Below are 12,305 nucleotides of genomic sequence, written 5' to 3'. Positions count from 1 at the left end.
CAGGCGGGCTTCACATGGTGCTTGCGCCGAACTCGTACAGCGCCCGGATCTCGGTCAGCCGCGCCGCGATCTCGGATCGAGTGACCGTCGCGATCCGCCGCGTGCCAACCGCTTCGACGCAGAACGAGGCCGTCGCCGTCGCATGGAGCATGCCGCGCCGGAGCGCGAGCGGCGTGATCTCGGGCTGGCACGCCAGGTAACCGATGAGCCCGCCGGCGAAGGCGTCGCCCGCGCCCGTGGGGTCGATGACGTCCTCGAGCGGGAAGCCGGGCGCGGCGAACACGCCCTCCTCGTCGAAGAGCAGCGCGCCGTGCTCTCCGCGCTTGATGATCAGCCGGCGCGGACCACGGGACAGGATCTCCTTCGCCGCGCGGCGGATATTGTATTTGCCCGAGAGCTGGCGCGCCTCCTCGTCGTTGACCACGAGCGTGTCGATGCGGCGCAGCATCGCCGCGACCGCCTTCGGCTCCCCCTCGATCCAGAAATTCATCGTGTCGGCGAGCACGAAGCGCGGCGCGCGGACCTGCTCGAGGACGTCGAGCTGGAGCGCGGGATGGATGTTGCCGAGCAGGAGGAAGGGCGTGTCGCGGTAGGTGTCCGGCAGCTTCGGCGCGAACGACGCGAACACGTTGAGCTGCGTGTCCAGCGTCGTGCGATGGATGAGATCCACGTCGTAGCGCCCGGCCCAGCGGAACGTCTTCCCGGGAGCGCGCTCGACGCCCTCGATCGAGATCCCTCGCGATCGCATCGCCGTGAGGGTCTCTTCGGGGAAATCATCGCCCACCACGGCCACGGTGCGCACCGGAGCGAAGCACGAGGCAGCGAACGCCGAGTAGGTGGCCGAGCCACCGACGACGTCTCTTTCGTTGCCGGAGGGGAGCTCGAGGTCGTCGAACGCCATCGAGCCGATGATGAGGATCGCGGATGAGGTCGTCACAGGACGCCTCTTAGCCAGGTTTGTGCGTAGCCGCTAGCCGCGCGTTTCGTTTCTGCGACAGCGCCGGTGCGCCGCGGCCGTACCCGACGCCAGCAGAGCCCGCCTTGCTCCTCGCGCCCGTCGCGCCTCCTCCCGCCCGCTGCGCCCCCCGCGCCCCCCTCGTGCCCGCTGCGCCCCCTCGCGCCCGCTTCGCGGAGGAGCGGGCGCGCCGCCGAGGGGCCCTGAGGTCAGCTCAGTCGGCCTTGCGCCGAGGGCCGATGAGCCACTCGAGCCGCGCCTCTGCGTCGGGCGATGACGCGCCGGCCGTGGTCATGATGCACTTCTCAAGCGCATGACGGGCCGGGCTCTGAGACACGTCGGGGAGATTACGGGCGAGGGATTTCGCGACGTCCCGCGCATACCCGATATTGCGGTTGAGTACGGCGATGACCGCCTCGACGCTCACCGCCTCCTCGCTGACGTGCCAGCAATCGAAGTCGGTGGTGAGCGCGAGCGTGGCGTAAGGGAGCTCCGCTTCGCGGGCGAGCTTCGCCTCGGGCAAGTTGGTCATCCCGATGACATGCGCGCCGAACGTCCGGAACATGCGGCTTTCGGCTCGCGTCGAGAACTGAGGGCCCTCGATGCAGACATAGGTGCCGCCGCGGTGGACGCGCGCGCCGGTGGCGAGCGCCGCGTCGTGGACCGCGCTCGCCAGGATCGGGCACACCGGATCGGCGAACGGCACATGGGCGACGAGGCCTTCATCGAAGAACGTCGAGATCCGCCGCTTCGTGAAATCGATGAACTGGTCGACGACGACGAGGTCGCCAGGCACGATGTCCTCACGCAGGGAGCCGACGGCGCTCACGCTGAGCACGTGCGTGGCGCCGAGCATCTTCAGCGCGCAGATGTTCGCGCGGTAGTTGATCGTCGACGGCGAGAAGCGGTGGCCGCGGCCGTGGCGCGGCAGGAAGAGCACGGTCGCGTCGCCGTCCTTGACCCGCCCGCGGAGCACCACGTCGCTCGGCAGCCCGAAGGGGGTGGAGACCGAGACCTCCTCGACGTCCTCCAGCCACCCCATCTCGTAGACGCCGCTGCCGCCGATGATGGCGAGTACGTCGCGCGTCGCGCCGGCGCTCATCGCTCGAACCTCCGCTCCGAGAGCAGCCGCTCGCAGAGGGCCGCGCGCCGCTGGCGGCGGCACCGCTCGGCGAAGACGAGCGACCGCAGCTGCTCGTAGGCGCGGTTGATCTCGTCGTTCACGATCACGTAGTCGAAGAAGCCGTAATGCTCGATCTCGCCCTTCGCGTTGCGGAGGCGGCGGAGCGTCGTGGGCTCGTCCTCGGTGCCGCGCCCGCGCAGGCGCCGCTCGAGCTCGGCGAGCGACGGGGGAAGGATGAACACGGCGACCGCCTCGGGCAGGCTCGCCTTGATCTGCCGCGCGCCCTGGTGGTCGATGTCGAAGAGCACGCCGCGCGCGGTGGCGCGTGCGATCTCGATCTCCTTCAGGCTCGTGCCGTAGAGGTGATCGTGCACCCTGGCCCACTCGGCGAACGCGCCGATGCGGATCATCTGCTCGAACGTGTTCGGGTCGACGAAGTGGTACTCCCGGCCGTCGACCTCGTTCGGGCGCGGGCGCCGAGTCGTGTGGGAGACCGAGAAGCGCAGGTCGGGGAACTCGCTGCGCAGCCTCCCGCAGAGCGTCGTCTTCCCCGCGCCGGACGGGGACGACACGATGAGGAGGAGGAAGTCGTCACTGAGTGCTTCGGTCGACATGCTCTCCTGTCACTCGATGTTCTGGACCTGCTCCCGCAGGCGTTCGAGCTCCACCTTCATCGCCACGACGTGATGGGAGATGGCGGCGTCCTGCGCCTTGGAGCCCAGCGTGTTCGCCTCGCGTACCATCTCCTGAAGCAGAAAGTCGAGCCTCCTTCCGCAGGGGTCGCCGCTCGGGGCCGCGAGCGCGCCGCCGAACTGGTCGAGGTGGCTCCGGAGGCGGGTGACCTCCTCGGTGATATCGCTGCGCTCGGCGAGCAGCATCACTTCCGCCTCGATCCGCGTCGCCTCGAAGCCGGCCTCGACCCCCTGGAGCAGGCGCTCGACCCGCTCGCGCAGGCGGCGCCTGAGCGCCTCGCGCGCCTCGTCCGCGCGCGCCACGACCTCGGACGACAGCGCGCGCAACGTGGCCACCCGCCCGCGCATGTCGCTGGCGAGCGCCTCGCCTTCGCGCAGGCACATGCCCTCCATCGCGTCGATCGCGCGCTCGATGGCCAGCTTGAGCGCCGCGCGGACGGCCGCGATCTCGTGGCCGCCGGCGGGCGCGAAGAGGTCCGGCACGGCGCAGAGCAGCGAGAGCGGCACGTCGGCGCCCGGCGCGAGCTCGTCGCGGAGCTCCGCCAGGGCGCGGAACGCCGCGCGTGCCTTCGATTTGTCGAGCGTGCTCGGGGCCAGCACCGCGCCCTCGGTGCGCACGATGATCTCGATGCGTCCCCGCCGCAGGCGCTCGCGCGCCACCTGCTCGGCGAACATCGTCAGATCGACGAGCTCGCGCGGGAGCCGCGCGCGCACGTCGAGGAAGCGCTGGTTCACCGAGCGGATCTCGGCGACGACACGCCCATCGGTGAGCGAAGCGTCACCGAGCCCGAAGCCGGTCATGCTCCGCACCAGCCGCCCCCGCTCTACCTAGCTCGCCTTTGGTCCGCCGTCCGAGGCCCCTTGGGCCTTGGGCAGCGGAACCTTGCCACAGGTCACCGTGGCCGACGCGGCCGCGGGGCCCTTCTCACGGAGCGTCCGCAGGTACGTGACCGTGGGGACGATGCCGTCCTCCCAGCGTACGCGGGGCTCGTACCCGATGAGCTCGGCCGCGCGCGAGATGTCGGCGAGCGAGTGCCGGATGTCCCCGGCGCGGGCGGGGAGGTGCTCGACCGCGACGTCCCGCCCGAGGGCCCGCGAGATCTCCTTGCAGAGCTCATTCAGCCCGATCCTGCGTCCGCCGGCGATGTTGACGACCTCACCCTTGAACTTCTTCGGCGACGTCGCGCCGAGGAGGTTCGCGAGCACGGTGTTCTCGATGAAGCAGAAGTCGCGCGTCTGCTCGCCGTCGCCGAAGATCGGGATCGGCCGGTTCTGCAGGGCGGCGTCGACGAACCGCGGGATCGCCGCGGCGTAGGCGCCGGCCGGGGTCTGGTTCGGCCCGAAGACGTTGAAGTAACGCAGGCTCAGGGTCTCGATGCCGTAGATGCCCGCGAAGACCTTCATGTAGTGCTCGCAGGCGAGCTTCGTGACCGCGTACGGCGACAGCGGCATCGGCTCCATGCCCTCGTGCTTCGGGAGGACGGGCGTCTCGCCGTACGCGCTGGACGACGCGGCGAAGAGCACCCGGCGCACGCCCTGGCGGCGCGCCACGTCGAGCACCGTGACCGTGCCGCCGACGTTGACGGAGTTCGACTCGATGGGCGACTCGACGCTGCGCGGGACCGAGCCGAGCGCGGCCTGGTGGAGGATGACCTCGACCCCCTTGGCCGCCGTCGCGACCGCGGCCGCGTCCCGGATGTCCCCCGTGATGCGCTCGATCAGCGACTGGTGGGGGAGCCCGTCGAGGTTCTCCCATCGCCCAGTCGCGAGGTTATCGAGGACGCGGACCCGCTCGCCGGCGGCGGTCAGCGCCGCGACGAGGTTGCTTCCGATGAACCCGGCACCGCCGGTGATCAAGTAGCGAGGCGTGGACATGTGCGTGCTCCCCCAGCGGGCGCCTACTTCTTCTTGAAAAGGTTGTCGAGCTTGGAGCGAGAATCCGCGATGCGCTTCGAGTTGTCTTCCGGTACGCCGTTCTTGAACGTGAAGAAAGTACAATAATTCGCTCTCTCCCGATCCGGGATGTACTCGGCGATGTGCTCCTTGCACTGGTTGTGCGCGGCCGGGTCCCAGTTCTCGCAGTTCCTGCAGCAGTGGAGGTCGACACCGCAGTGGGGACAGGTGTCCGCGCGCTGGAGCTTCACCTCGAAGATGAGCTCGTTCTTGCATTTATGACAGAAGTGGCGCTTCGCCTCGACCTTCGGAATCCAGCTCATGATGTCCTCCGGTACCACGACGACGCCCGATCTGGCAGAAGGAACGCTCCGCAGCGGGCATGGTCGCAGATGGTGCGCGTTTATCCCACAGGCGATGTCCCTGCGGATCGGGCGCCGAGGCCATGGGCAGACGGCGTCTCGCTGGACCGGCAAACGCCGCAGACGGTTCGCTTGCTCGGCTGAGAGCCCGCCTGCCTGGCGGCGATTACAGCAGCCCCTTGCGCCGCTGGATCTCGCCCATGACCCGCTGGTATTCGATTTCCCAGGTGCGGGATCCCTCCTGCACGTGGCGGAGCTTGCCGCGCACCTCGGTGTCGAGCGCCTCGTCCATCTCGAGGTACTTCCGAAGGATGGGCCTTATCCGGCGGCGCAGGTCGTGGTCCTCGACGAACACCTCCTCGACGTTGTTCGAGTGCATCAGCATCTCGAGCAGCTGGTCGAGGAGATAATCCATGGTTTCCTCGCCTGTCTTGATCCCTTTCTGCTCCGCGGCCAGGCGCTTGACCCGGTTGAACTCGCCCTGAGGCAGTCCGCGTGCCTGGAGGATCTCTTTCGCCCGCTCGGTCGCTTCCCGCTCTGCGTGCAGGTAGCTCGTGAAGACCGACTCGACGTCGAGCGCGACCTCTTTCTTCGATTCGCACTCGATATCGCGGTTGTCCACGAGCGCGCGGACGAGTTCTTCTGTGAGGGGAGTAATTTTGCCGCTAAAGAGGCGCATCCAACGTCCGTAGCTGGAGGAGCGGTCGAACTGGCTCCCCCGTGCAGGGGTTCATTCACGGGGCGTGCCCGGCTCGAACCGAAAGGTACGGGCCGGGTATCCAGGATGTCAACGCAAGTGGGAGGTTCCGGCACAAGTCGGGCCCCCCCCAGCCGGTGGGGCCCCCCGGAACAGTAGGACCGCGACACCGCAAACCGCAGGAGCAGCCGCGATGATGATGGGTAAGGATGCGATGGCACGGAGCGTCAGGGTCCAGCCTGGCGCGCTCGGGAACGACGGTGGACTCGACCTGGACTCCCGCAAACGGCGGGTTGTCCGGCGCGGCGCGATCGGCAACGCGGCCTCCCCGGCCACGCAGTCGGCGCTGGCGGACGGAGGGACGATCCAACGCGTCGCGAAAGGGCGTCACCTGGTGACGCAGGGCGACGCAGCGACCGCGCTTGCCATGCTCAGCCTCGGCCGAGTCCGGCTGGTGCGTGGGATGAGCGACGGGCGCAGCCTGTCGCTCGGCTACAGAGGGGCCGGCGACGTGCTAGGCGAGGCTGCGCTCGGGGGCGTCACGGCCCACCGGGAGAGCGCGATCGCCACGGAGGACGTCGAGGCGCTCCTCGTCCCCCTCGCGACGGTGCGCAACCTGATGGCGAGCGACGCCAACTTCGCCGCCGCCATCGTGACCACGCTGGTCGAGCGGCACACGGACACCGAGGAGCGCCTGGCGTCCATGCTCTTCCGCAATGTGGAGGCCCGCCTCTGTGAGTTCCTGCTCAAGGCCGCGACGCGCTGGGGCATCCCCGATCCGCGCGGCGTGCTCATCTCCGCGCCGTTCACCCATCAGGAGATGGCGAGCATGATCGGCTCCACGCGCGAGACCGTCACGCTTACCCTGGGCGATCTCCGTCGCAAGGGGGTGATCGAGATCGATCGCCGCCGGATCGTCGTCCTCGATCGCGACGCGCTGAAGGGCCGCATCTGAGCCCGCTCGTCCGGCGGTGTCGTTGAGGGGCCGGCAGGCCTCCTCGATCGAGCGCCGTCGGTCACCGTCCAGGCTGTTCGCTCGGCGGCCTCTGCTCCGATAGCCCGACTGCTCCCGGCGTCGCAGCGGCGTTCGCCGCCTTGCTCACGCGTGCCGCTCTCCGGGGACCCACCCCGGATGTCTCGCGGATCTCTCCCGTCTGCCCGCTCGATTACGGCGTCTGGAAGGCGACCCGCGCCGACCGCGGCGCCTAGCGATCCCGCTTGGGTCCGCCGCTCGCCGGGTCACGGGTGGAGCGGACCCCGAGCTTGAGCCTGCGCATGACGGCCTGCTTCTGCCGTTCCTTGTACCTGGCGTGGCTGGCCTCGCCGACCTCGTTCGCCGCCTCGGTCTCGCGGTCGATCAGCTGGAACTCGCACAGGACGAAGATGATCGGCCCGAGCGCCCAGGCCGCGGGCGGCGCCATGTCGAGGATCTCCGCGGGGAGCCGCACCGGCAGATCGACGACGAAGTGGATCACGCGGTAGCTCCGATCGCTGAAGCTGTTGTCGCCTGCCGTGAGCCCGTCGTCGACGTCGGTCTGCAACGCGTCGAGCATCGGCTGAAGGAAGGGCCGCGTCTCGCAGTAGCTCCGGAACCGCAGGATCGTGTTGGTGCTCTCGCCTGGCACGACGTAATTGAACGGAAACAGCCGCTCGGACAGGTACAGGAGCACCGGCAGCAGATCGTCCACGGTGCGGCAGACGATGCGGAAGCGGAGCTTGTCGTAGATGGCCGCCGCGGTCGTATCGGTCTTCGACAGGAGCTTCGTGTAGAGCGAGTCCTTGTTCTTCCGCCCGCCGATGAACTCGGTGATCGGGAAGCCCGCCGCGAGCATGCCGCCGATCACCCGGTACACCTTCTCCTCGACGAGGTGGAAGACGTCCTGGTCCGACATGGGGATCGAGAAGAGGAGCTCGCGCCCGGCCAGGTGATGGATGATGTGCATCGCCTTGAGGATCGTGCAGGCGCAGAGCTGGCGGTGGCCCTTGCCCGAGGCGAGCAGCAGGATCTCCTCGACCGAGGCGCGAGCGACCGGGCTCGGGATCGGGAACTCGAAATGGCGGCGCAGGTACGCGATCGCTTCGTTCTTGACGCTCTCGAGGTGGGCGCGATCCCCCGGCTCGTCCGGGCGGAACTCCTGCGCCAGCAGGAGGTCCCGCGCCGCCTGCTCGCCCTGCAGGTTGAGCCTCCTCCAGTCGATGACCGAGTCGCCGCGCAGGATGAGGTGCACGGACTCGAGGTCCATGAGCGTGAACTCTTCGAGCCGCTTGAGCCGGCCGACCGAGGCGTCTTGCGTCATGACCTCACGCTCTCCGAGCGTAAGCTCCAGCGCTGTCGCGCGCTCGGGAAACCCTCGCGTCGAGGTGCAGCAGGCGGCAGCTGGGCGAGAAAGTCAGGAGACAGGGGCGTTCGGCGGGGCCGGGCTCGAGCTCGGCGTGCGGCCGAGCGAAAGGGTCCCGAGGAAGATGCCGATCGTCAATGCGACGACAGCGGCGTGACCAAGGTACGCGCCACTGCAACCAATGGCGGCGAACGGGGCGAGCGCAGCCAGATACCACGGGGTGATCCTCATCGGTTCTCCTTCTCCGCCTCCAGCGGCACTGTACAGGCCGCATGGTCGCTCCCTCCGGGGGGGCACCACGATGCACCACGGTCGTCCCAGTCAGAGCGTGTAAGTGGTTGTAGGATAAGGTGCCACGCTCTGCTTCCGCGGGCCAAGAAGTAGCGGTTTCGGGGGGAACGCATCAAGGGAATTCGTTCTCACATTCCATTCCCACCCGAAACGCTGCCACTGGAATAAGAAAAACTTCAATAATAACAATGACTTGTATTTAAGTGCGAAGGTTTTTCATCAAGGGCTGCGTGCGGCTTGCCGGACGCGAGGTGGTACCTGAGGGACACGCCTCCAACTCACGGCGCTGCCTTGCTTGTCGGTTTCCGGGCGTCAACGGTCTCATGCGCCGGGCGACCGCAACGAGCACCAGCAGGTCTCCGGCAGATCCGGCTGCTGTTGGGCTCGCTCCAGGAGCGCCGGCCGAAGCGCGCTCCGCGAGGCCGGCGAGAACGCGCGGGGCGCCGTTCAGTGCACGAACAGCGTGATCCGGGACTCGTCCGCGAGCGTGATGGCCCGGCTCGTCACGTCGTGCCCGCCCTTCCTGCCGACCGTGATCTCCACCTGGTAGAGGCCATCCGGGAGCGACACCTTCGTGAGGACAGCCCGCGGGGCCGTGCCCTCGGCGAAGCGCCATGAGCTGTCGATGACCGTCGCCGTGTCGTCCGCGCGGTCGCTCGAAGAAGAATCCGTCCACGTCACGTCGAGCTGCACGACCGTCGCTGCATCGTCGAGCCGCAGCTCGATCTCCCGCTCTTCGGGCAGGCGCTTGACGAGGATGCTCCCCGCAACCAGCGCACCCAGCAGGAGGATCGCTGGCGCGAGACGCCGGAGCCACGGCGGCCGGGCCTCCGGCTCCGCCGGCCTCTCCTCCGGCGCCTCATCGAGATCGTGCTGCGAGGTCGAGCTCATCAGGCTTCAGCGCGCTCGGTTGGTGCGGACGCGCTTCACGAGGCCCTCGATCACCGGCTGCGGCAGGTCGAACGCGGGCATCTTGTTCTTGCCCTTCCTGATCGTGTCGGCCATCTGGGCGTCGGTCACTCGATCCTGCCATGCCGCGTCGGTGAGGTCCGGGGCGCGGACCATCGGGCCTTGCGGGCCGTCGCCTCGCCCGGCCCTGCCGTGGCAGGTGGAGCAGTTTCGCTGCCAGGCGAGCTCGATCAGCCCTGGATCGGTCTCATCGGACGCGACCGGCCGAGCGGCTACCTTGCCGCCCTGGCCCTGCCCCTCGCCGGGGTTCGGCGGATCGTGGTCGTCCCGCGTCCACGGGCGGACGTCGCCCGCCCCGGAGTTGCAGCCGAAGAGGCCGACCGAGAGGAGGGCGATGGAAAGGAGGCGACCCAGGGACCTGTCGTGACGTCTCCGCATGTCGTGGAGACGTACCGATAGTGAAGCTGGTGGGGGAGGCAAGAAAAGAAGGATCGCAGGGCGACGTCGGCCGCCGGCGCGCGGAGAACGCAGCGGCTCCGGCGGCCGGCGTGCGCCGGCCACTGAGCTCCGCCGTCAGCAGAAGGGGAGCGCCCCGACGTGCCCGGGCCCGCGGTGATCGCGGCGCGCGTCACGAAGCGCGCCCGGGCGCAGCGGCGTCACTTGCAGGCGTCGCCGGCGACCTTGCCGCCGCCGTCCACGGGCTGCTTGTCGACCGCCTTGCCCTTGATGGCCGCGATGAAGAACCCGGTGCGGCGGTTCTGGGCCTTGCCCTCGGGCGTGTTGTTGTCGGCGACCGGCTTGGTCTCGCCGAACCCGACGGCGATGAAGCGCTTGCAGTCGTTCCCCTTCGCGACGAGCCAGCGAGCGACCGCCATCGCGCGCTTCTCGGACAGCGTCTGGTTCGCGGCGTCCTCACCGTCCGAGTCGGTATGGCCTTCGACGCGGAGCAGGCTGACATCCTCCCGCTGCTTCAGGAAGTCGTCGACGAGGTTGAGGACCTCGTCGCTCTCGGGCAGGAGCTTGTCGCTGTTCGTCTCGAAGACCACCGGGCCGGGGAGAGAGACCTCGTTGCCCTTGAGCTTGAACGTCAGCTTGAAGCGCGGGCGGGGCTTCTTCTCCTCCTTCGGCTCGGGCTTCGGCTCCGGCGGGGGCGGGGGCGGGGGCTCGGCCACCGGCTCCTTGCCGGCGTTGAACGAGGCGCTGGCCGTGCAACCCGCCGTCGCGGCGGCAGCGCCAATCATCATCACGGCGCACAGAACGGAAGCGACGTATCTACGCATGGACCTTGTTCTCCTCTGAGGGGCACGAGCCAGAGCTCGCATCGGCGACCCGCCGGGCTGACGCCCTTGGACGGCAGCTCGCCATGAATCTTCACCGCCATCGGGTACTTGCGTGGTGGACGCTCGAAGCGATGCCGACTTCTAGCGAAAAGTCAGGACGAACGAAACCAGGAAGAGGGCGCCTCGCGGCCCGCCCACCAGCGGGCGGACCGAGAGAGCGCGCTGGCAAGACGTCCCTTGCCTCAGCGCGTACCCTGGACGGGTGGGGTCGCTCCTTGAGACGCTCGCGGGGGGCGCGACGGCTCAAGCGCGAGCACGATCTTCGCGGGTGGCCGGACCCAGCGGAGCAGGTTGCACGTCGCAGGCTGTGGGGATTGCGGCGGGCGCGGGCACCCGGGAGGTGCCCCCGGAGCCCAGGAGGCGTGCGCGACGCGGTGGCCGCCGGTGGATGCGAGTCGCGCGGCGATCAGCCTTCGTCTGCGGGCGCCGGCTGGCACGGCACGCCGGTCGTCTCGGCAGGCGGCGCGATCTCGCCCAGCTGGACCGCTTTCGCTGTGAACCCGATGCCGATGGAGATGGCGTCGCACTGCTTGCTCGGGTCCTGGCTGCCATCCTTCATGATGTCCGAGGCGCGGCGGACCTGGTCGAGGATCGTCTCCAGCGCGGGGCCTTCGCAGAAATTCGGCTGTACGGCGCCGATGACGCCGCGGAGCTCCTCGACGAGGACAGCCGTCTCGAGCACGCCCGCAATGGTCCCTTTGACCACCGATTTGTGATCGGGCGCGAGATCCATCGCGATCCTCACGTTGCGGATCGTGAGACCGATGATGGTGTCCGAGACCGTCAGGTTCAGCTGGAACGTGACCTGTGAATCCGGGCCCGAAACCCATGTGTCGTCGACGACGTAGCTGGCCGGGAACACCACCTTGGAGCTCTCGACGTCCTGAGCGTCGTCGAGGAGCTCCGGTACGACAGGCCACCGGTCGGCGCCATCCCACGTGGGCGCCTCGCCCAGCGTGGCGCCGCCGTAGAGCTTCGCGGTGAGGGGGTTGTAGGACGACCGCTCGCCGAGCCCGTCGACCTTGAAGATCACCGTGAAATCGCCCTTGCCGATGGCGTCGCTGACCCGGGTCGACGGGTCGGTCAGGAGGTTGGAGATGAGGCCGACGAGCTTGCTGCCAAAGGCGTTGTCGATCCCATCGGCGCCGTCCGGATAGACCTCCGAAGGAGCGGTGTCATCCACCGGCTTGCACAGGTCCTGTGATACGGTGCTGGACACCTTGCCGTCGAGGTTGAATCCGTACTGCTTCCAGCTGCCGGCCACCTTCTTCCCATCGCGATCCGTATCACCGAGGAAGAGCCGGTCGATCGCGAACGCGACGCCCTCGCCATCCCCCGCCTGCTCCGGCCCCGGCGCGGGCGGCTGACCGAGGTCGACGTCTTGAACGACAGGCGCCGTGGCCTCGGAGCCACAACCGGCAGCGGACACGAGCGCGGTCGCCAAATACACCGCGACGGCGATACGGGATTGACGCATCATCGACCTCACTTTCTGGAAACCCCACCCCGGATCAGGCAAGTGCTCTCGGACGGGCGCACATGCTAGCGCCGGCCTGCGCGGCTCATCAAGGGCGATCCCCGCTGCGCAATGCGCTATATGTGAGCCCGCCGGTGAGCGCTGGTGGATTGTCCCAGCGCCTCCCGATCTCGCTCTCCGCGCCCTCTCCCCGATTACCGGTCTTTCCCGACTACCACCACGATGAG

The 12,305-nt window shown here is 68.6% G+C and carries 14 protein-coding genes; 1 reads left to right on the top strand and 13 read right to left on the bottom strand.

Annotation, left to right across the window (positions count from 1 at the left end; all coding sequences use genetic code 11):
• Positions 1 to 10: 10 nt before the first annotated feature.
• From WME95_RS21250 to WME95_RS21220, 7 genes are all read right to left on the bottom strand, one after another.
• Positions 11 to 937: a PfkB family carbohydrate kinase gene (locus tag WME95_RS21250; RefSeq protein ID WP_437910273.1), complete on the bottom strand. Its 927-nt coding sequence runs from the start codon at positions 935 to 937 to the stop codon at positions 11 to 13.
• Between the two features lie 232 nt (positions 938 to 1,169).
• Positions 1,170 to 2,057, bottom strand: coding sequence for an S-methyl-5'-thioadenosine phosphorylase (gene mtnP / locus WME95_RS21245; protein WP_437910271.1), 888 nt, complete (start codon positions 2,055 to 2,057; stop codon positions 1,170 to 1,172).
• Positions 2,054 to 2,692 (bottom strand): guanylate kinase, encoded by a 639-nt coding sequence (gene gmk, locus WME95_RS21240; protein WP_012236392.1) that lies wholly within the window; start codon positions 2,690 to 2,692, stop codon positions 2,054 to 2,056. The genes mtnP and gmk overlap by 4 nt, the downstream gene beginning before the upstream one ends.
• A 9-nt stretch (positions 2,693 to 2,701) precedes the next feature.
• On the bottom strand, positions 2,702 to 3,571 hold the full coding sequence (locus WME95_RS21235) for a YicC/YloC family endoribonuclease (protein WP_437555443.1): 870 nt from the start codon (positions 3,569 to 3,571) through the stop codon (positions 2,702 to 2,704).
• Positions 3,572 to 3,598: 27 nt separating this feature from the next.
• The gene (locus tag WME95_RS21230) at positions 3,599 to 4,645 is read right to left on the bottom strand and encodes an SDR family oxidoreductase (RefSeq protein WP_437910268.1); all 1,047 of its coding nucleotides are present in this window, start codon (positions 4,643 to 4,645) and stop codon (positions 3,599 to 3,601) included.
• A 23-nt stretch (positions 4,646 to 4,668) separates the two neighbouring features.
• Positions 4,669 to 4,986 (bottom strand): hypothetical protein, encoded by a 318-nt coding sequence (locus tag WME95_RS21225; RefSeq protein ID WP_012236389.1) that lies wholly within the window; start codon positions 4,984 to 4,986, stop codon positions 4,669 to 4,671.
• 205 nt (positions 4,987 to 5,191) lie between these two features.
• Positions 5,192 to 5,704, bottom strand: coding sequence for a DUF507 family protein (locus WME95_RS21220; protein WP_012236388.1), 513 nt, complete (start codon positions 5,702 to 5,704; stop codon positions 5,192 to 5,194).
• Between the two features lie 232 nt (positions 5,705 to 5,936).
• Here WME95_RS21220 and WME95_RS21215 point away from each other — a divergent pair, with 232 nt between their 5' ends.
• A complete protein-coding gene (locus tag WME95_RS21215; protein WP_272099495.1) occupies positions 5,937 to 6,677 on the top strand; it encodes a Crp/Fnr family transcriptional regulator in 741 nt (246 codons plus the stop codon).
• Positions 6,678 to 6,927: 250 nt separating this feature from the next.
• Here the strand turns inward: WME95_RS21215 and WME95_RS21210 are convergent, their stop codons facing one another.
• The 6 genes from WME95_RS21210 to WME95_RS21185 all read right to left on the bottom strand — a co-directional run bounded on the left by WME95_RS21210 (position 6,928) and on the right by WME95_RS21185 (position 12,081).
• Complete coding sequence (locus tag WME95_RS21210) at positions 6,928 to 8,019, bottom strand: TIGR04552 family protein (RefSeq protein ID WP_012236386.1); 1,092 nt, start codon at positions 8,017 to 8,019, stop codon at positions 6,928 to 6,930.
• 93 nt (positions 8,020 to 8,112) lie between these two features.
• On the bottom strand, positions 8,113 to 8,292 hold the full coding sequence (locus tag WME95_RS21205) for a hypothetical protein (RefSeq protein ID WP_012236385.1): 180 nt from the start codon (positions 8,290 to 8,292) through the stop codon (positions 8,113 to 8,115).
• Between the two features lie 507 nt (positions 8,293 to 8,799).
• Complete coding sequence (locus tag WME95_RS21200) at positions 8,800 to 9,243, bottom strand: hypothetical protein (protein ID WP_437554180.1); 444 nt, start codon at positions 9,241 to 9,243, stop codon at positions 8,800 to 8,802.
• A 6-nt stretch (positions 9,244 to 9,249) separates the two neighbouring features.
• Complete coding sequence (locus WME95_RS21195) at positions 9,250 to 9,699, bottom strand: c-type cytochrome (protein WP_437554178.1); 450 nt, start codon at positions 9,697 to 9,699, stop codon at positions 9,250 to 9,252.
• Positions 9,700 to 9,917: 218 nt separating this feature from the next.
• Entirely contained in the window at positions 9,918 to 10,541 is a 624-nt protein-coding gene (locus WME95_RS21190; protein ID WP_437554177.1) for an OmpA family protein, read from the bottom strand.
• A gap of 466 nt (positions 10,542 to 11,007) precedes the next feature.
• The gene (locus WME95_RS21185; RefSeq protein ID WP_437910265.1) at positions 11,008 to 12,081 is read right to left on the bottom strand and encodes a hypothetical protein; all 1,074 of its coding nucleotides are present in this window, start codon (positions 12,079 to 12,081) and stop codon (positions 11,008 to 11,010) included.
• Positions 12,082 to 12,305 lie beyond the last annotated feature (224 nt).

Origin of the sequence: Sorangium sp. So ce327 (genome assembly GCF_051530205.1) — a bacterium.
Taxonomy (GTDB): domain Bacteria; phylum Myxococcota_A; class Polyangia; order Polyangiales; family Polyangiaceae; genus Sorangium; species Sorangium cellulosum_B.
The sequence above is the reverse complement of the archived record's forward strand: the minus strand, read 5'-3'. Positions and strand labels throughout refer to the sequence as shown.